Source organism: Acetobacterium sp. (assembly GCF_039830195.1).
Taxonomy (GTDB): Bacteria; Bacillota; Clostridia; order Eubacteriales; family Eubacteriaceae; genus Acetobacterium.
Window position 1 is genome coordinate 1 of the sequence record NZ_JBDODG010000006.1, and the last position, 19,606, is coordinate 19,606.

A 19,606-nucleotide genomic window follows, 5' to 3' on the forward strand; every position below is an offset into this window, starting at 1 on the left:
ATCCATGACCTCCGCCAGCATATTCTCAAATGGGCTCGATTCCTCCGTTGTATAGATGTATTTTCCAGAAAAGATACCTCCATTTTCATGAGAATGATTGGTATAAGCAATCACATTAGGGTTCCAGGAGGTTCCAACGATATAACCTAGAGTCCATTTTGAGACATCCTTACGATAGGTCCCACTCCCACCAACTCTCCCGAGAGAAACTGCTCTTTTCCCATGTATCACGTCAACTGCAGTTCGACAATTCTCTTTAAGCACATTAAAAAAACCATTTGCATAGGCATCATAAGTCGAGTTCTGGGCATGATCTTCCACCCATATACTTTGAATAAGATAAAGCGGTTCTTGTCGACTGGTATTAAACTCATAGAAAGCATTGTAAAAGTCATCGTCCATAATCTGGTTCAAGCGAATAGTATTTGCACCCATTGCCGCAATTTTATCAAACCACCGTAAATAAGTATCTTCATCCGCTTGATAATTTGTCGCATAGTGTCCGGGTAATGAACTGTCTAAAGTGACGCCTTTGACCGTAAATATTTCATAACCATGACCTGTATCCATTAGTATATTATCATGATCTGTTTTTACATTGCTTTTAATCTCTGCATCAGGGTAAATATCTATAAAAAAACCAAAGTACAGGTTTGTATACCAATATCCCAGCAGCGAACAAATCACGATTGCACTAATAATCAGAAATTTTTTTATTTAATTCACCTCCCAGCCCACTTTTAATCAACAAACTGTTTTATTTTAGATTCGTGACAATACTGATAGAGTGTTTCAATATTTCTATCCATCCAATCGCCTCGTTTAACAATATAGTATCTTAATTGATCTATAGCTTCATCATAACTGGTTGGATTTAATTCTATTGGTCTTCTGCTTATGCCTGGCAGTTGATGTTCACGCTGAAACGAGTATCCCCACACAGAATAATTGCGGTCAATTTCATCCCCAAGGTACGCAGTAGTTTCATCGATGTAGTTTAAAAGATAATCCTCACTCAGATACGACTTTCTTAACTGTTTGTACCTTTCAATGACTTTCTCAACAAAGTACTCATCCTTCAAAAGCATCGTATACCAGGTCCTGTCGATAAAATTCATACCACTCCCATCGAATTCCAGATTAATATAATTATTACAAACATTATTATAATCCCAAACCGGTCCCATCGCTAACTTCCCACGAACATCCTTATATAAATATGTTGACCGTGAACACATATCATTGTTACTCAGAAACTCCTGAAGCACGTAGTAATCGACAAATGAATCCACATTAATATATGCCCGATACCCTTTTTCCGGGTCTTTGAAATCATACGAATACAGGACTTTTTCAAATTGACTAATATCTGATTCTACGTAATTGACGAGATCGTCTGAAAGGTCCCTTTTAGCTGGATAGATTATCGATAACTCAGTATTATACTCTGTATTCAGGGTATAATAAGTAAAATTTTCCAGCGATTTTTCATCATTGGAAAGTTTATCAAGTTTGACAATGTAACTAGATTCAGCATCTCCTGGTTCATATTCGTTAATATCAACACGTCCCTCTGAGCGACCAATCGTTTCCATCATCAGATACAAACCTTTGAATTCACCGTCGATATAACACTCACAAAACCTTACATTAGGTGCATATCCCATAATTTCAGCCGAAATATTCATCCACATATAATTTCGGATCAATGTTTTGTCTAAAAACGGACCATAAAGAGCCCATTCATCATGTTGATACATGCCCATCACGGCATAGTCCGCTTCGTCTCCTGTTTTGTCAACGAACCGAATTAGATAGCTTTTTTTATCAAAATTTCTCGATGAATTTCCACGCAACCTAATCAAAGCATCCGTAGCAAAGACTGCATCATCTGTCGTATCATTGTATTCCGCTTCTTTATCCATAATACTGATATTAACCTTCACCATCTCTTCGCCGTTCACACCAGGCAAAAAACTAATAGCATTACCTACATTATCTAAAACTGGTTCTCCCGGAATTCTTTGGCCTCCAGTCTCAATTGAAATAATCGGCAAATGCGATCCCGTTTTGTCTTCCGCGTAAATTGCGCTTTCTGTTTGGTTCTCAAGATGCTGATGAATTCTTTTTGCTGTTTTGTCTGTTGGTAGTAATGCAGCAACAATACAAATTAAAAACATCATTACAGTCACAACTGCATATTGAATTTTGGGTTTCACAAAAGCCTCGCTAACTGCTTATCTCATCATTTTGCGCAACAAGATTGACATATTCAATACTGCCTATTTCATAAAGTACATCCATAATGCTTTTCTCGTTTTTATTGCTACGTTCAACCATTTTTCTGGATAATTCATAGATTAATTCCACACTGTTCTCTGTTGTATTCTGAACGCGCTGCACTGCTTTTTTGCTATAATATTCAAATACCGTTGCCTGAATCTTTCTTTCACTAGTACGCGATGCTCTGATAATCAAAAGAACTCGATTATCATTTTTTATTCTACCTAAAACTAATAAAATAATAAAAACCGCAATACTACCGATAGCAACAACCAGGTAATTTCCAACTCCGCAGCAAATCCCACCAATAATTGTCCAGAAAATATAGACCGTATCTCTTGAATCTTTGATCGCTGTTCTGAAACGCACAATTGACAAAGCTCCTACCATACCAAGAGAAAGGGCGATGTTATTTCCAATAACAGTCATGACTGTTGCAGTTAAAACCGTCAGTGATACTAGAGACGTATTGAACTTCTTACTATATATCGTCCCTGAATGAGAGATCCAGTACGAGGTAAAAATCACAAAACCAATAACAACAGAAATTGTAATTCGAATAACAATCTCTTCAAAACTCAATACATTTGTCTGTTCTGAAAGCTGACTGATCAAATCCTTCATAAAAACACCCCTTAAAAATTGTAGTTGCAGCCAATACTTCGTGCGAGGCAATACTTGCTCACTGAGATCTCACTGCCGTTCGTTTCATTGATTAATTCACGTATATAGCTTAAAAGAAAACCATTGTACTTCACTTCCAATACAAAATTAAACTGATCAAGGACGGGATTTAGAACAAGTTCATTTGAAAAGATATCATAACAACTCTCTGTTGCCGTAATGTTACTGTCCAAAGTAACTCTTATTTTGTTTTCCTTGGCAATAAATGCTTTTCTGTTATATTGAACAATTGTTTTCGGACGATAACAATGCATACTCATGATACCATAGCATTCTGCCGCAAAAGGTTCTGCATAACGGAGTAAAGATCGATAATCACCGTTTATCAATTCAATTGCATCTTCCCTATTCACTTTAAGCGATCGTTTCAACTGATTCGATCCCTGCTTTTGTTTTATTTCTAACATCGCAAACTCGCTGTTAGGATCGTAATTACGGAGACGTATCTTGCGCCGTATTTCAATTCCGTTCTCTTTTTCATGGAAATCACGATCATCTAGCGTATCAAAATATAGCGATCGGATCAAATAACCAGTTGAACCATTGTGACTATCCTGGCTAAGAATCTTTTCAAGATAATCACTATGTTTGTAGAAATCATTCATATTCAATAAAAATTTTCGTTCCTGACGCATTACCTCATTGACATTCCTACTATTATTGATCTGAATGATTTTATTTTGAGGAATATTTAAATGTTTTCTGTTTGTTAATTTTTCTAGTTCTGGAAAAGTACTCGATGACTTATCATTCGTTTCCGAATGCCTACGAAATGTTTTTTTTTCAGAATACTTCTTTACAAAAATCTTTTTTTCTCCACAGTAATTCAGTATTAAGGAATGATCAATCCTATAGAAGTGAGTATATTCATTTATTTGTCTTGGGTTAGCTTTTTTCTCTTCCATCATAGAACATCTCCTTATTTATAGGACCACTAAAATTCTTTATATAATTTACTCAGCAAAATGCCTTACATACAAAAAAGCTACCAAAATTAATGGTAGCTTGACTATCATAGTTTACTAAATTCTGCAAACCTTAGATTCTATGCTTTGCGTCCCCAACTTTCATTGAATTTGCCCTTGTCACTTCTATTTAACTGTCTTAAGAAACTATTAGTAGTATATCAAACTTTTTTATATAAAGTCAATGTATTTTAATCTTCTAAAGTGAATATTTTTCTTTTTAACTGTGAAAGTACTTTTGATAAAAACAACACTTTTTCTCCAAAATTTCCTCAAACCGTTCATTATACGTCTTTACATCCTTAACAGTAAATACCTTGGTAATATTATCTGTGACTGGATCGTAGAGGTTACCAGTCGCTCCGGCCCCGATGCCGATGGTAGACTGGCATTCAGCCATCATCAGAATATTGTAAATGCCTTCGTGTCCCGGCTTGGCATAGCCAATATTCTCACTGTTATCTCTAGTATATTTCAAACGATACAGATAATAAGGTTCAAATCCTTTATTACTCAGTCGGGTTTTTACTGCCTGATAAAAGTCTTCACCATATCCCTCTTTTACGACAATCCCGTTTTGATCTTTAATTCGGGAACCCTTTTTAATCGATAAATTATGAATGGTTATGTTTTGAGGTTCAAGTGCAATCACAGTCTCCAGTGATCGTAAGAAATCATCCGGGGTTTCATTTCCCAATCCGACAATCAGATCCATATTCAAGGTTTTAAACCCGAATGATTTAATTAATGCCACCTGTTTTTCAATCAACCCCGCTTCCCAGGGTCTTCCGACACTTAATAGCGTTTGCGGGTTCATGGACTGAGGATTCAGACAAATCCGTTCTACGCCATGAGCTTTTGCGATTTCCAGCTTTTCCCGGTCAATGGTTTCCGGTCGCCCTGCTTCCAGGGTATATTCCCTGAGATGGGATAAATCAAAACATTCTTCCAGTGCTGACATCAGGATATCTAACTGACTGGCACTTAATACAGTCGGTGTTCCACCGCCGATATACAAGGTATCAATTTGCAAATCACAAGTTCTCAGTATTTCTCCAGTTTTCTCGATTTCAACAAGTAAATGATCAAAGTACTGCTGTAAATTTTCACCCTTTCTATCTACAATGGTAGAAACAAAGGAGCAATAGTCACATTTGGAAGGGCAGAGGGGAATCCCCACATACAAGCTGATCAGGTGCTGTGCCCCGTAATCGAGTTCGTCCGGAATAAAACCTGCCTGTTTTCTTGCAATCCGCATCAATAGGTCGGTGCGGTCGCTGCTGACCCGATAGTAGTTTCTGAATCTGTCTCTGATTTGGGTTGGACTCCAGCCCAGTCTGACATACTTTTGCACCATTTTCACCGGTTTGATTCCGGTTAATGTTCCCCATTCCAGCTGTTTATCAAAGTACTCACATAAAAAATCATAAAGAAACCCCTTATAAATACTATTTTCAAGGGGTTCTTCACTGTTATTGAATTGATAGGCCCGGGATAGTGTTTTTCCATTTTCCCAAGCCAGGGTGAGAAAGACTTGATTTTCCAAACTCTTTTGTGATAATACACCTGCGGCTGCTCCTGACAAGATGTTTTTTACACCTGGGTCGAAGGCCTGATATAATTCGTGAAAATAATACTCCAACTCTGGTCGTTCTAAATCAAAACGCAGTACTCTCATTGGCTCTCTCCTAGAAACGTCCCTTTAAAAAAGGATTATTCATTTTTTCATATCCAATCGTCGTATTCTCACCATGGCCCGGCAATACAGTGGTTGCATCATCCAGGATAAACAATTTCGATTCAATCCCATTCAATAATTCGTTTAAGTCACCATCAGCAAAGTCAGTTCGGCCGATGGAGGTGTTAAACAGTGTATCACCGGCAAAAAGCTGATCTTCCGCCAAAAGACAGATACCTCCCTTTGAGTGGCCTGGTGTATGGATTACCCGGATAACAACTTCACCTAAGGCAATGGTTTCATTTTCTTTTAAAAACTCATCGGCTGGTTCCAATACCATTGACATGCCTGCCAGAACCGATAGGTTACGTCTCGGGTCAAGAAGACAATCAGCATCATTTTCATGAATGAAAACTTTGGCACCAGTTAATTGTTTGAGCTGATTAACGCCGCCGAGATGGTCAAAATGGCCGTGGGTCAGTAAAATATATTTAACCTTCAGTTTATTTTCATTAATGATATCGTTAATCCGCTGGTCTTCAAACCCGGGATCGATGACAGCCGCTTCCAGTGTTTTTTCATCCCAAATCAGATAACAGTTTGTGCCCATCTGTCCCAGGGATTTTTTTATTACTTCCATCTGTTCTTTCCTTATCTATCTAAAAATTCTTTTCACTATCTAATAACAAGGTAACCGGACCGTCGTTGACGATTATAACTTCCATTTCAGCTTGAAAAACACCGGTCTCAATTTTTTTTATCGGTTGACTTTTTAGTTTTTCAATAAAAATAGTGTATTTTTTTTCTGCCTGGTCCACCGGCCCACTTCGCGTAAAGCCTGGCCGTCTCCCTTTTCGACAATCACCATAAAGGGTAAATTGAGAAACTAGCAATAGTTCCCCTTCCACGTCTAAAATAGAGCGGTTCATTTTACCATCGGCATCTTCAAATATTCTCAAGTTAACCAGTTTATTAATAATATAATCCATATCTGTTTCGGTATCGTCATCCTTAATCCCCAGCAGGACGTTGAGACCATGAGCAATTTTTCCCACCGACTCGTTGTTGATCCGCACTTCCGAAGATGACACCCGCTGTATCACTGCCCGCATAACTTCTCCTTATACTCGGTAAATCTGGGTGATTTCTTTTATTTTATTCAAATTTTTTATCAGTAAATTCAGTTCCCGACGGCTTTTAACCTCAAGGGTAGCCGCAAAGAAATCATATTCATTTTTTTCATTTTTTGCATTCAGGGCTGTCACGGGAATGCCCATGTCCAGAAAGGTCTTTGAAATCTGAATAATTGTTCCCGGGGATTCCCGGGCTTTAATGTGTATTTCTGCCGTAAATGAACCGGTACTGAATTTATTCCATTCCACTTCCACAATCCGGTTGGGATCCGTTAGATTTAAAACATTGGAACAATCGGCCCGATGAACAGAAATCCCCCGCCCTTTGGTAATGTACCCAACTATTTTATCCCCGGGGACCGGGTTACAGCATTTGGCAAAATGGACATCAATCTCGTTATGTCCAGCAACAATGACGGTGCTGCTGGTCTTCTTGGAATCCTTGGTTGGTTTTTTGAGAACAACTTCTTCAACTTCTTCAGGAAATTCCTTGGGAAACAGCAGCTTCATTTTCTGAAAAACAGTACCAATTTTTATGCCGTTATAGCCAATGGCCGCATAAAAATCATTGAGACTTTTGTAACTGCACTTTTCTGCTAAAAGCTCAAGATTGTTCAAGTTCAATAAATTGGAGTGTTGCAAACCTTCACGCTTGATTTCCCGCTCCAGAATACTTCGCCCTTTTTGGATATTCTCGTCTTTTTCTTCTTTTTTAAAGTATTGCTTGATCTTATTTCGGGCATGGGGACTTTTGACAAAGGTCAGCCAGTCCCGGCTGGGACCATTGGAATTTTTGGAAGTCATGACTTCGACAATATCGCCACTTTTCAAGGGACTGTTCAGCGGAACAATTTTATTGTTTACCCGGGCACCAACGCAACTGTTTCCAATATCACTATGAATCCGGTAGGCAAAATCCAGGGGACATGATCCGGCTGGCAGCGGAACCACCGCGCCTTTGGGTGAAAAGACGTAGACCTCTTCGTTAAGAAGATCCACCTTGATGGTTTCCACCAGTTCCCCGGCATCCTCCGAATCGCGCTGTAGTTCAAGCATTTGGCGCAGCCAGGACATCTGAACTTCATATTTATTGTCCTTGGCATCCATTCGCCCTTCTTTATACTTCCAGTGCGCAGCAATCCCATATTCAGCGGTTTCATGCATTTCTCTGGTTCGAATCTGGATTTCAAACGGCTCGCCTTTTGGTCCCATAACCGTCGTATGAATGGACTGATAGAGGTTGGGTTTAGGCATGGCAATATAATCTTTAAACCGGCCGGGAATAGGCGTCCACTGGGAATGAACTACTCCCAGAACACCATAACAGTCTTTTAATGAATCGACAATAACCCGAACTGCGATGAGATCGTAAATTTCGTCAAAGCTTCGGTTCTGACTCTTCATTTTTCGGTAGATACTGTAAAAATGTTTCGATCGGCCATAGATCTCAGCATGCGTGCCGACCTTTTCAATTTCTTTTGATAAGATCTCAATCACGTCGGCAATATAGGCTTCCCTAGCACTTTTTTTAATTTTAATTTTCTGTACTAAATCATAATATCCCTCGGGATCCAGATATTTAAGGGCCAGATCTTCCAGTTCCCACTTGATGGTGGAAATCCCCAGGCGATTAGCCAGTGGCGCATAGATATCCAGCGTTTCTTTGGCTTTTTCAACCTGCTTTGCTTCCCGCATGTATTCCAGAGTCCGCATATTATGAAGCCGGTCAACCAGCTTGATTAAGATAACCCGAATATCTTTAGACATCGCCAGGATCATTTTACGAAGGTTTTCGGCCTGACTTTCTTCTTTGGATTGAAACCCAATCCGTCCGATTTTTGTGACCCCTTCCACCAGATCCGCGATATCCTGATTGAATTCTTCTTTAATATAATCATAGGAATAGATTGTATCTTCAATAACATCATGTAAAATGGCAGCAACAATTGTTTCTGTATCCATTTGCATTTCAGCCAAAATGTAAGCAACAGAAACTGGATGAATTACATAGTCCTCTCCAGACAGACGTTTCTGATCTTTATGAGCTTCCCTGGCCAGGTCATAGGCCTTATAGATCATATCCGTTTCTGCGTCTGGATTGTTTGCTTTTACCAGGTTTATTACATTGTCAATTTTTCCTTTTACTGCGTCATTATCCATATCGTTTCTGCCTTTTTAATTAATGAGTGCTTTTTAGTAGGGGTAGGTCACAATCGAGTGTACAAAATAGTTTTTAAGGAGATCTCGGCCACCTAATTCTGTTAGTTCAATCAGAGTGATAATTCCTGATATTTCCCCACCCAAATTTTCAATCAGTTTGGTGGCAGCCATCATGGTTCCCCCGGTGGCCAATAAATCATCCACAATAATAACCCGGTCGCCCGGTTTGATGGCATTTTTTTGAATTTCAACAATATTTGATCCATATTCGAGGTCATAAGCTTCTGATGAAACTTCACCGGGTAATTTACCTGGCTTTCGTACCGGTACCAGACCAGCTCCAATTAAATAAGCCAGCGGTGTGCCAAAGATGTAACCTCTGGCTTCCGGAATCACGATGATATTTGCATCAAGTGCTTTTGCAACCTTTGCCATTTCGTCAATGACATGCTGAAAAGCTTTGGGGTTTAAAATCAGGCTGTTAATATCCTTAAAACTAATACCTTCTTTTGGAAAATCTTCGTAAATGCCAATATTTTCTTTTAGATCCATTTTAAATCTCCCTTATCAATCACTAATCATTTTTTCTAATTTTATCATTAGTTTCGTGTTTTGAATATCCTTTTTTTCCCTTGTTTCTATTATTTTGGAAAAAACCAACCCATCCTTAAGTCCATAGGCAATTAACCCGGCTTCTCTTAATATTTCGCATGCCATCAGCAAATGAAACGGAGACAATTCAGCATTTTTTTTAGTCTGGATGGATACCCCACTTCCCTCTGCTTTTTTCAGCAAAAGATAAACTCGTTTAACGGTCTCTCGCAGCAAACGCAAGTCTCCGGGATTAACGTCATAGGCTGTCATATCAACTTCACTTTTGGGATTTTCTGATCGGACAATCGATTTTACTAACAACATTGCTGTTTCAGAATCCCAGATGGGATTCACTCTAATATCTTTTATTTGCAATTGTAGGGATTTATTGCCCCGGTATTCATTGACATCCAGACGACATAGTATCTCAACTCCCTGGAAACCATTGACCCCCAAATCCGGTTGGAAATGATAAAAGTCGCCAAAGCCAAAACCGACTCCTCGGATGTCGTTTCTCAAGCTAAGACGCAAATGGTTGCTTTCCTTGCCCATGGTGCCCATTGAAACAATCTCCGGTTTATTGATGACAAACTGTACCCCGGGATTACCAAGACCGCAGGGTTCAAAATGAGAACAATCACTTAATAGCTCCCAGGTAATTTCTTGTTCTTCGATAATCGCATCATAGGGAATTTTATTGATTAAATGTTTTTTAATTCCGACGGATTCACCATATTCTTTGATTTTTTCAATCATTGGGTTAATGTTCTCAGCTTTGATACTAAAACCGGCAGCCTGATCGTGACCACCGAAACTGCTGAAATACTCGCCGCAGGATTGCAACGCCTCAAAAATATTAAACCCTTCGACACTGCGACAGGATGCTTTCCCGATGCCATCCTCAACACTGATGACAATCACCGGATTGTAGTATTTCTCCTGAATCCGGCTGGCCACAATTCCAATCACACCAGAGTGCCATTTTTCCCCAACCACGATAATGATATCATCCTTATTTAGCGACCGGGTTTCGACCTGCGCAAGCGCAGCTTCCAAAATGGATGACTCCAGATCCTGACGCTTGCGATTCTCATCACTTAAGAATTGGGCCAATTCCATCAGCTTCACTGAATCGGTTCCGGTTAACAAGTCCACAATGTGATTGGCCTCGCCTAAGCGTCCGGCAGCGTTAATCTTAGGACCCAACACAAATCCAAAATGCCATGCCTTTATCTGAGTCAGTTCACTGACTTCAATTAAAGCCTGAATCCCGGGATTTTTAGGTTTAGCGTTAAGATAATCCAGTCCCATCGAAACCAGACTGCGATTCTCATTCTGTAAGGGCACAAGATCGGCTACTGTCGCCAAAGCTACGCATTCCACGGCGTTTTGGATATCAAAGGCTAACTCCAAACGGGCACTAAGTGCTTGAACCAGTTTAAACGCCACCCCAGCACCACATAATTCTTTAAAGGGATAGCTTGAACCGGGTACCTTGGGGTTGATAATTCCGAATGCTGCTGGTAACGTCCCGTGACACTCGTGATGATCTGTGACAATAACATCGAGATTGTGCTGATTACAAAAACCGATCTGGTCATTAGCCGAAATTCCGTTATCGACGGTTATCAATAGTCCTACCCCCGCATCAATTAAGTCCTGCAAGGGATCCAGGTGAAGTCCATAGCCAGTGATTAAGCGATTGGGGATAAAGTAGGTAACATTAAAGCCATTACTTTTTAGAAAACTGAACAGGATCGATACCCCGGTTGTACCGTCGGCGTCGTAGTCACCATAGAGGCAGATTTTTTCATTACGCTCTTTGGCCTTGGCGATCCGTTTCACAACTTTTTCCATATCATCAAAGAGAAAGGGATCATGAAGATCATCCAGGGTGGGATTGAGGTAACGACGGGTTTCCTCAACTGAGGTCATGCCCCGATTGATCAGTATTTCAGCCATCCGTGTCCCCAAGTTGAGATCATGGATCATCTGGTTTTTTAGACGCTCAAATTCTGATGCATTTAATTGATTGTTTTTGTTTTTCCTTAATATCCATTTTGTTGTAACTGACATATTCACCTCAAGATTGAATCAATTAGTAAAACTATATGATCTTATAATTATGACAACCTAAAACGAAAGCGTCAGGGAGTTACCTCCTTGACGCCAAACGTTTTGTAGCTTGTACTCGTTTTTTTAATTAGTTTTTAACCGCCGCTCTTTTACTGGCCTGAAATTCTTTGATTTTACACCAAAGCGTACTGGCAATAAAGATCGATGAATAGGTTCCACTGACAATCCCGACCATTAACGGCAGGGCAAAATCCTGTACCGCTGGTACCCCAAAGGCATATAAGGCTCCAATCGCCAACAAGGTAGTAAAGGATGTGTTAATACTTCGTCGCAGTGTTTGAGTTACACTGGTATCGACTAAACTGGCAAAATCATATTTACCGAACTTAGGACGATTTTCCCGGATTCGATCAAAGACAACGATGGTATCATTGATGGAATAACCTAATATCGTCAACAAAGCTGCAATCAGTGGTGAATTGACTTGAATCTGGAAGATCGAATAAACACCCAATACAATAATAAGGTCGTGGACTAAGGCAATAATAGCCGCCAATCCAAACATGAATTCAAAACGGAAGGTAATGTACACCAGCATCAGCAGGACCGCCACAACTGCGGCAATCATCGCACTGTTGGCCATTTCCGCACCGATTGACGGACTAACCGTGTCAATCGATAAAAGGTCTGTGTCTTCTAAATTGTATTTTTCCTGAAACTTAGCGAATAACGCCTGTCGCTCTTCAGTCGATAAATCTTTTTTAGTGGAAATAATCACCTGCGTTTTAGCTTCCCCAGCATAGGTTACGTCAGCACTGGAATCATACTCTTCAATCAACGCCTTGGCATCACTGGTTTCGAAGGGTGAGTTTAGTTCAATGGTTACGATGGTTCCGCCAATAAAGTCGATGCCGAAATTCAGGCCATTGATAAATAAAGAGCCGATACTGATGGCAATAAGGATCAATGAGACGGCAAACCATATTTTACTTTTTTCTACTACTTGAATGTTCTTTTTCATTATGGTCTCCTCTCTATATTCCGTAAAATGTATTGCTCTTAAACAATTCTGTTTTTACAAGTAAAATGACCAGTTGTTTGGTAATCACAACAGCGGTGAATAGACTGACTAAAATACCTAAAATCAATGTAACCGCAAATCCCTGGACACTCCCGCTTCCTAAAAAGAAAAGCACAAAACCAGCAATTAAGGTGGTGACATTTGAATCCAGAATAGTCGAAAATGCTCGAGAAAAACCAGCGTCAATGGCAGTCAGTAAGGATTTTCCTAACCGGGCCTCCTCTTTGATCCGCTCAAAAATAATAACATTGGCATCCACGGCCATCCCAATCGTCAGGATCAGTCCGGCAATCCCCGGCAGAGTCAGGGTAACGTTGAGCGCTGTTAAAATGATCATAAAAATGATGATAAAGATAATTAGCGCCATATCGGCAATGATTCCCAAACCCCGGTAAAAAATCAACATAAAGATGAGAACCAAACCAATACCGATCATACCGGCATAGATGCTCTTATCCAGAGAATTCTGACCTAATGTCGGTCCAACTGTTCGTACTTCGATTGGTACCAGTTTCACCGGCAGAGCTCCACCACGAATCAGAGAAGCCAGATTGCCCGCTTCTTCGATGTCGCCAATCCCTTCAATAACGGCTTCACCGTTAGTAATCGCCACGTTGACGGTTGGTGAAGAAATAATCTCGTCATCCAGTTTGATCTGAATCGCCTGGCCAATATATTTTTGGGTGGCATCAGCAAAAAGCTTGGTGCCTTCTTCACTGAATTTTAAGGTAACTACCGCTTTTTCTAAGCCCGTACTATCAGTCTGCATAACGCCCTTTGAATCCACCACGTCTTTACCAGTCAGAATAACCGTTCCGTCGGGACCCACAAATTCCAACTGTGCCGTTTTACCAATCAGATCCAGGGCTTCTTCCTGATCACTTACCGAGGGAATGGAAACCCGAATGCGGTTATCTCCCTGTTTGGTGATGGTCGGTTCTGAAACCCCCAGGGTATCAATTCGCTGACGAATGGTCAACATCGCCGACTCAATTTTTTCGGCCGTAACCGGGTCATCATCAGTTGCCTCGGCTTCCAACACAACATTTACCCCACCGGTTAAATCCAACCCATAGTTGATGTTATTGCTGACATTACCAATGTCATAAACACCCACAGATACCCCACTAAAGAGTACATATCCCACTAACGCAATAAACAGCGTGATCAGGATCAATAGCATTCCGCTTTTCGTCTTATTATTTGTTTTTTGCTTACTCATGTACTTTCCTCCTTGTCTAATTTATTTATAATTGCATAATCGATGACACTGACTTGATGCGATTTATAACCTCATCTTTTCCCAGCACATCCATGATTAATGTCAGATCCGGTCCGTGCATTTCACCCGTGATCATGATCCGGCTTGGCATAAAGAGCATTTTTCCTTTTATTTTTTCTTCTTTTTGGATTTCTTTTAAGATGGCTTTACCCCGGGCGGCATCTAAAACATCCGTGCCTTCGATTTTAGCAATCAGGGCCTGATAGAGACGCTTAGAAGACTCTTCATGCAATAAAGCCAACGCTTCCTCGTCTTCAATGATAAAATCGTTTTTGAATATCATTTCCAGTTCCTGCGGTGCCTGGGCAAAATATTCAATCCGCTCTCTTAAAATCTCGGCCACTTTGAAGAGCCATTCCTGCTTTGCTGCTAATTCTTCCTCGGTTATCACCCCGGCATTTATTAAAAAAGGAGTCAGCTGTTTAACCAATTCTTCAATCGGTAATTCTTTGATATAATGGGCATTCATCCAGTTGAGCTTAGCCCGATCAAAAACTGCACCGGATTTATTAATTCTGGAAAGGTCAAAAGCCTGAATCAACTCTTCCATCGAAAATATTTCCTGATCATTCTCTGGACTCCAGCCTAATAGCGCCAGAAAATTGACCAATGCTTCCGGTAAATAGCCTTTAGCCAGAAAATCGCCTACTGACACATCGCCCTGACGTTTGCTGAGCTTTTTCCGGTCATCATTGAGGATATTGGGTAAATGGACAAAATATGGCATCTCCCATCCAAAACACTCATAAAGGTAGGCGTGTTTTGGTGTAGATGGCAGCCATTCCTCCCCACGGATGACATGGGTGATCTCCATGAGATGATCATCAACGACTACCGCCATATGGTATGTCGGGAATCCGTCTGCTTTTAGCAGCACTTGATCATCCAAATCATTGGTATTCATCTCAATAATGCCCCGCACCAGATCATCAAAGGTAATCACATGATTTTCAGGTAATTTTAATCGGACGGTATAGGGCAATCCAGCCTCAATATTTGCTGCGATTTCTTCCTGAGTTAACTCTCGGCATTTTCCATCATATTTAGGGGTTTCACCCTTTTCCTTCTGGGCATTTCTGACCTCTTCCAAACGTTCTTTGGTACAGAAACAATAATAAGCCTGTCCCTGATCCAGGAGCATCTCGATGTACTTCTTATAGATTTCCAGTCGTTGGGACTGGATATAAGGGCCATGTTGTCCTTTTTGAATCACGCTGTCATTTTCTTTTATTAAGCCTTCATCCGGAATCACACCAGTCATGTTCAGGGCATCCAGCAAATTTTCTACTGCACCCTGTTCAAGCCGGGTCTGATCGGTATCCTCAAGACGGAGTAAAAAATCCCCGCCCATTTTTTTTGCAAATAAGTAGTTATACAGTGCTGTCCGTAGGCTCCCAACGTGAACATTACCAGTTGGACTCGGTGCAAAGCGATCTCGTACCATTTTTCCTCCATGTTTAATTAAAATAAATATAAAAAGTTCTTTAACTTAATTATTATAGCATTTAATCTTCAATTGATCATGTCTTTTTTTTGTTTTTCCGAATTAACTGAGCATTCCGGATAAGATTTTTTTTACCCCGCCATCCACTTGCGGTGTTTCCATACCGTCTTTTGAATCCCTTATTTGTCAGTGTCAAAATATCTTCCAGGAGTGGCGATGCGGTATCAGCGTCAATCGTGAAAGCTGCTTCCCTTGTTGGTTCAAGATTCTGATTATAGGGACACACTTTCTGGCAGATATCACAGCCATAAAGATAAGTACTGATTCGACTTTCTTCATCTGCGGTTAGCGATTTTTTTTGAGTAAGATATGAAATACATTTTGACGGATCCAGGCACGAATTTTCTCCAAGTGCCTGATTGGGACAAGCATCCAGACAACGTCGGCAAGTACCGCAACCATTTTCAACCAATTGCGGCTGCTCAAATATAATGTGGCAGTCCACTATGATTTGCCCAATAAAGAAAAAAGAACCCAATTGCTGATGGATCAGGCAGTTGTTTTTACCAAAAAAACCCAAACCGGCACGATACGCAGATCCCCGGTCAACCAGTGGGCTGTTATCAATAAAAACCTGATAATGTATTGGTCTACTTCCAGATTTTTTCCTTTCGTCGTTGAGAGCTTCCATGAGTGCATTCATTTTTCGTCGCAGGACCAGATGATAATCTTCACCCCAGGAAACCGAGGCAAATTGACCTCGGACCTGATCGTCTGGCATCGTTTCAAAGGACTGATAATTACTAATACCGATAACAATGCCGGCTTTGGCAGCTGGAAATGCTCTGCGGTAATCAATTCTTTCCTCGGGTTCGCCACCCTCAAAACCGGTGGAAAACCCGTCTTGATGGCGCTTAATCAGGTAGGGCAGAAATTCCCATAACGGTTCCACCGAAAAGAAACCGATCAGATCAATACCTGTTTTCTCAGCCAGCTCCCGAATTTTTCCTTCAATCATTTTTTCTTCATTCATTTGTCCCTCTTTTGAATCACTACAGAACTGGAAAAAGCTTCCTGATTAAAGGAAGCCCTTGGTTTAATCTAGTACTTTTTCAATATGTTCCCAGACTTCTTCTTTTCCCAGCTTTGTCTCTGCCGAAAATAGAATAACTTCCCGGGAGCTCCTCAGATTCAGCAATTTAGCAATGCGGTTAATAGATTTCTTCTGATTCGTTTTTGATATCTTATCAGCTTTAGTGCCTATAATCATGGGATTCAGACCATAATGTACCAACCATTCATACATTAGCAGATCATCTTCGGAAGGATCATGCCGGGAGTCGATGAGCTGGAAAATCATGACGACATTTTCCCGATTCCGCAGATACTTCTCAATCATTTTCCCCCATTTTTCCCGTTCCGTTTTCGATGCTTTTGCATAGCCATATCCAGGCATATCCACAAAATGAAACAGATCATTGATCCGATAGAAATTCATGGTTTGGGTTTTTCCCGGTTGAGAACTGGTTCGCGCTAGACTTCGACGTTCGATCAAGGTGTTAACAAAGGTTGACTTACCTACATTTGAGCGCCCAAGCAGAACTATTTCTGGCAGATTGTCATCCGGGTACTGTGCTTCCGCAACAGCACTGATGACAATCTCCGCTTTTGTTACTTTCATTAATATCTCCATTTCCTGCGAGTTTGGTCACTCATGCTATTGCAACTGTTTAAAGACGATTTCGGTGACCTCGCTCATTTTTGAAACAGACTGAATATGTAAAGCCTCCAAAACCACATTTGGAACATCTTCCAGGTCTTTTTCATTTTCTTTTGGTAAAATAATTTCTTTGATTCCAGCCCGATGGGCTGCCGTCAGTTTTTCTCGTAGTCCACCAATTGGTAGAACCCGACCACTAAGGGTTATTTCACCGGTCATCGCAAGATTTTGTGGTACCGGCATGTTGGTCAGTGATGAAATCAGTGCTGTTGTAACAGTGATCCCTGCTGATGGACCATCCTTAGGGACGGCTCCCTCTGGCACATGAAGATGAATGTCTTTTTTGGAGTAAAAATCAGATTCAATCCCCAACACACTTGCTTGAGAACGAATGTAACTGATACCTGCTTTTACTGATTCTTTCATCACGTCTCCCAGCTGGCCGGTAATTTCAATTTTCCCGGTTCCATCCACAACAATCACTTCAATTTGCAGAGTGTCTCCCCCAACTGGTGTCCAGGCCAATCCATTAACTAGACCTACTTCTTTTTTATCACCAACGGTGTCAAAGGAATAACGATGCTTTCCTAAGAATTTTTCCAGGTTCTTCTGGGTAATGCTGATGCTTTTTTTCTTATGTTCCACAATTTCTTTGGCAGCCACCCGGCAAATCTGAGCAATTTTTCGCTCCAGTTCCCGGACTCCTGACTCCCTGGTATAATACTCAATGGTATTTTTTATCACTGCTTCACTGAATTTACAGGTTGATTTCTTCAAGCCATGAATTTCCAACTGTTTGGGAATCAGATAGCGCTGGGCAATTTCGACCTTTTCGCTTTCCACATAGCCATTGACATCAATAATTTCCATTCGATCCAATAGCGGTCTGGGAATAGTCGATAGCGAATTGGCTGTTGTCAAAAACAACACCTGAGACAAGTCAAATGGCAGTTCCAGATAATGGTCGGTAAAGGTATTATTTTGCTCCGGATCCAACACTTCAAGTAGTGCTGATGCCGGATCGCCATTGAAATCCTGTCCTAGTTTATCAATCTCATCCAACAAGAAAAGAGGATTTCTGGTTCCGCATTTTTTAATGTTATAAATAATCCGTCCTGGTATGGCACCGATATAAGTTCGCCGATGCCCTCTGATCTCGGCTTCATCGCGCATCCCGCCTAATGACATTCGCACATATTTTCGGTTTAACGCGCGGGCAATAGACTTTGCGATCGATGTTTTCCCCACCCCCGGCGGTCCCACCAGACAAATGATTGGTGACTTCAGGCTTTTGGAAAGTTGAAGTACTGAAATATATTCCAGAATTCGTTCTTTGACCTTCTTCAAGGCATAATGATCTTCATCCAATATTTTTCTGGCAATCGAAACATCAATGGTTTCTTCAGTTAAAGTATTCCAGGGAAGATCTAATATCCATTCGACATAGGTCTGAATTAATCCCGCTTCAGAAGAACCCTGGGGGACTTTATTTAATCGGTTAAGTTCTCCCAGAACCTTATCCCGGACTTCATCCGGCACATCCAGAGCTGCCAGACGTTCCCGATAAACTTCCAGTTCATTTTGAACATCACCTTCACCTAATTCATTTTGAATCACTTTTATCTGCTCGCGCAGATAATATTCGCGTTGGTGTTTATACATTTCACTACGAACTTTCTCGTCGATATTGTGTTCGATTTTGATCATTTCCACTTCTTCGACTAGAATTTCGTAGGTGAGCACCAAACGTTTATTGACGTCAGTTTCCTGGATCAGTCGTTGACTGTCTTCCAGATCCAGGAATAAATTAGCGCCAATAATATCAATGAGCTGATCGGGATCATCCAACGAATTCATCGCCAGAATCAGATCAGTGGCAACTTTTCTGGTAACATTCATATAGTTTGCAAATGATTCTCGAATCATTTTTTGTAATGTTCGATTTTCTTTTGTATCAAAATATACAGAACGTACTGGTCTGGACGTTACCAGAAAATATGGATCCAGGCTTTCAAACTCGACAATTTCTCGTCTTTCCTGGACTTCAACCAGAACTCTGACGAGATTATCCGGCATTTTTAGTAATTGTTTTACCTTAACTCTGCACCCAATTTTATAAAAGTCATCTGGATTGATGTCTTCTTTAATAATTTCTTTTTGAGTGACCAAAAACGCCATCTGATCCCGCTCCATAGCAGCTTCCAACGCTTTAACAGATTTTTCACGACCCACATCAAAATGAACCACCATGCCAGGAAACACACTCATTCCACGCAGTGGTATTAATGGTAAGGTTTCTTTTTCCTGAACAAACAATTCCGGTTCAGTCATTCCAATATGGTCAGTATTTTCTTCTGGAATTTCTTTTTTTTCGATACTCAAATTAATCAACTCCTTACCTCTCTTATTGAGAATGGCACTCTTTATGTTTTTATATTTATTACTTACTTTGATATATACCCAAACTTCTAAAAAAAAGCCGAACAAAATTTCAAATACACGGTAT

General features: G+C 40.5%; 15 protein-coding genes, 1 pseudogene and 1 riboswitch. All 16 genes and pseudogenes read right to left on the bottom strand.

Annotated features, from left to right (window positions below):
* Positions 1 to 570: pseudogene (locus ABGU93_RS01180) on the bottom strand (hypothetical protein); the annotation flags it as partial.
* Between the two features lie 170 nt (positions 571 to 740).
* Positions 741 to 2,219 (bottom strand): CotH kinase family protein, encoded by a 1,479-nt coding sequence (locus ABGU93_RS01185; RefSeq protein WP_347411679.1) that lies wholly within the window; start codon positions 2,217 to 2,219, stop codon positions 741 to 743.
* A 10-nt stretch (positions 2,220 to 2,229) separates the two neighbouring features.
* Entirely contained in the window at positions 2,230 to 2,907 is a 678-nt protein-coding gene (locus ABGU93_RS01190; RefSeq protein WP_347411680.1) for a DUF4956 domain-containing protein, read from the bottom strand.
* An 11-nt stretch (positions 2,908 to 2,918) separates the two neighbouring features.
* A complete protein-coding gene (locus ABGU93_RS01195; protein ID WP_347411681.1) occupies positions 2,919 to 3,875 on the bottom strand; it encodes a polyphosphate polymerase domain-containing protein in 957 nt (318 codons plus the stop codon).
* An 88-nt stretch (positions 3,876 to 3,963) separates the two neighbouring features.
* A riboswitch (cyclic di-GMP riboswitch) is annotated at positions 3,964 to 4,058 on the bottom strand.
* Positions 4,059 to 4,152: 94 nt separating this feature from the next.
* Positions 4,153 to 5,610, bottom strand: coding sequence for a coproporphyrinogen dehydrogenase HemZ (gene hemZ / locus ABGU93_RS01200; RefSeq protein ID WP_347411682.1), 1,458 nt, complete (start codon positions 5,608 to 5,610; stop codon positions 4,153 to 4,155).
* Between the two features lie 10 nt (positions 5,611 to 5,620).
* On the bottom strand, positions 5,621 to 6,250 hold the full coding sequence (locus ABGU93_RS01205) for an MBL fold metallo-hydrolase (protein ID WP_347411683.1): 630 nt from the start codon (positions 6,248 to 6,250) through the stop codon (positions 5,621 to 5,623).
* A 19-nt stretch (positions 6,251 to 6,269) separates the two neighbouring features.
* Positions 6,270 to 6,722, bottom strand: a complete 453-nt coding sequence (gene dtd, locus ABGU93_RS01210) for a D-aminoacyl-tRNA deacylase (protein ID WP_347411684.1) — start codon at positions 6,720 to 6,722, stop codon at positions 6,270 to 6,272.
* A 9-nt stretch (positions 6,723 to 6,731) separates the two neighbouring features.
* The gene (locus ABGU93_RS01215; protein ID WP_347411685.1) at positions 6,732 to 8,903 is read right to left on the bottom strand and encodes a bifunctional (p)ppGpp synthetase/guanosine-3',5'-bis(diphosphate) 3'-pyrophosphohydrolase; all 2,172 of its coding nucleotides are present in this window, start codon (positions 8,901 to 8,903) and stop codon (positions 6,732 to 6,734) included.
* Positions 8,904 to 8,936: 33 nt separating this feature from the next.
* Positions 8,937 to 9,455, bottom strand: coding sequence for an adenine phosphoribosyltransferase (locus tag ABGU93_RS01220; protein WP_347411686.1), 519 nt, complete (start codon positions 9,453 to 9,455; stop codon positions 8,937 to 8,939).
* 15 nt (positions 9,456 to 9,470) lie between these two features.
* A complete protein-coding gene (gene recJ / locus ABGU93_RS01225) occupies positions 9,471 to 11,459 on the bottom strand; it encodes a single-stranded-DNA-specific exonuclease RecJ (protein WP_347411687.1) in 1,989 nt (662 codons plus the stop codon).
* Positions 11,460 to 11,700: 241 nt separating this feature from the next.
* Positions 11,701 to 12,594: a protein translocase subunit SecF gene (secF, locus tag ABGU93_RS01230; protein ID WP_347411688.1), complete on the bottom strand. Its 894-nt coding sequence runs from the start codon at positions 12,592 to 12,594 to the stop codon at positions 11,701 to 11,703.
* 13 nt (positions 12,595 to 12,607) lie between these two features.
* Positions 12,608 to 13,876: a protein translocase subunit SecD gene (secD, locus tag ABGU93_RS01235; protein WP_347411689.1), complete on the bottom strand. Its 1,269-nt coding sequence runs from the start codon at positions 13,874 to 13,876 to the stop codon at positions 12,608 to 12,610.
* Between the two features lie 25 nt (positions 13,877 to 13,901).
* Positions 13,902 to 15,380 carry a glutamate--tRNA ligase gene (gltX, locus tag ABGU93_RS01240; protein WP_347411690.1) on the bottom strand — a complete coding sequence of 493 codons (1,479 nt, stop codon included), beginning with the start codon at positions 15,378 to 15,380 and terminating at the stop codon, positions 13,902 to 13,904.
* 76 nt (positions 15,381 to 15,456) lie between these two features.
* Positions 15,457 to 16,413 carry a tRNA epoxyqueuosine(34) reductase QueG gene (gene queG / locus ABGU93_RS01245; protein WP_347411691.1) on the bottom strand — a complete coding sequence of 319 codons (957 nt, stop codon included), beginning with the start codon at positions 16,411 to 16,413 and terminating at the stop codon, positions 15,457 to 15,459.
* A 63-nt stretch (positions 16,414 to 16,476) separates the two neighbouring features.
* Positions 16,477 to 17,061, bottom strand: a complete 585-nt coding sequence (gene yihA / locus ABGU93_RS01250) for a ribosome biogenesis GTP-binding protein YihA/YsxC (protein ID WP_347411692.1) — start codon at positions 17,059 to 17,061, stop codon at positions 16,477 to 16,479.
* A gap of 36 nt (positions 17,062 to 17,097) precedes the next feature.
* Positions 17,098 to 19,482: an endopeptidase La gene (lon, locus tag ABGU93_RS01255; RefSeq protein ID WP_347411693.1), complete on the bottom strand. Its 2,385-nt coding sequence runs from the start codon at positions 19,480 to 19,482 to the stop codon at positions 17,098 to 17,100.
* Positions 19,483 to 19,606: the final 124 nt, after the last annotated feature.

What these genes read in the sequence shown, in the direction of transcription:
- ABGU93_RS01190 (WP_347411680.1), bottom strand. Translation starts at nt 2,907, where the DNA reads ATGAAGGATTTGATCAGTCAGCTTTCAGAACAGACAAATGTATTGAGT.
- ABGU93_RS01195 (WP_347411681.1), bottom strand. Translation starts at nt 3,875, where the DNA reads ATGATGGAAGAGAAAAAAGCTAACCCAAGACAAATAAATGAATATACT.
- hemZ (WP_347411682.1), bottom strand. Translation starts at nt 5,610, where the DNA reads ATGAGAGTACTGCGTTTTGATTTAGAACGACCAGAGTTGGAGTATTAT.
- ABGU93_RS01205 (WP_347411683.1), bottom strand. Translation starts at nt 6,250, where the DNA reads ATGGAAGTAATAAAAAAATCCCTGGGACAGATGGGCACAAACTGTTAT.
- dtd (WP_347411684.1), bottom strand. Translation starts at nt 6,722, where the DNA reads ATGCGGGCAGTGATACAGCGGGTGTCATCTTCGGAAGTGCGGATCAAC.
- ABGU93_RS01215 (WP_347411685.1), bottom strand. Translation starts at nt 8,903, where the DNA reads ATGGATAATGACGCAGTAAAAGGAAAAATTGACAATGTAATAAACCTG.
- ABGU93_RS01220 (WP_347411686.1), bottom strand. Translation starts at nt 9,455, where the DNA reads ATGGATCTAAAAGAAAATATTGGCATTTACGAAGATTTTCCAAAAGAA.
- recJ (WP_347411687.1), bottom strand. Translation starts at nt 11,459, where the DNA reads ATGGCTGAAATACTGATCAATCGGGGCATGACCTCAGTTGAGGAAACC.
- secF (WP_347411688.1), bottom strand. Translation starts at nt 12,594, where the DNA reads ATGAAAAAGAACATTCAAGTAGTAGAAAAAAGTAAAATATGGTTTGCC.
- secD (WP_347411689.1), bottom strand. Translation starts at nt 13,876, where the DNA reads ATGAGTAAGCAAAAAACAAATAATAAGACGAAAAGCGGAATGCTATTG.
- gltX (WP_347411690.1), bottom strand. Translation starts at nt 15,380, where the DNA reads ATGGTACGAGATCGCTTTGCACCGAGTCCAACTGGTAATGTTCACGTT.
- queG (WP_347411691.1), bottom strand. Translation starts at nt 16,413, where the DNA reads ATGAATGAAGAAAAAATGATTGAAGGAAAAATTCGGGAGCTGGCTGAG.
- yihA (WP_347411692.1), bottom strand. Translation starts at nt 17,061, where the DNA reads ATGAAAGTAACAAAAGCGGAGATTGTCATCAGTGCTGTTGCGGAAGCA.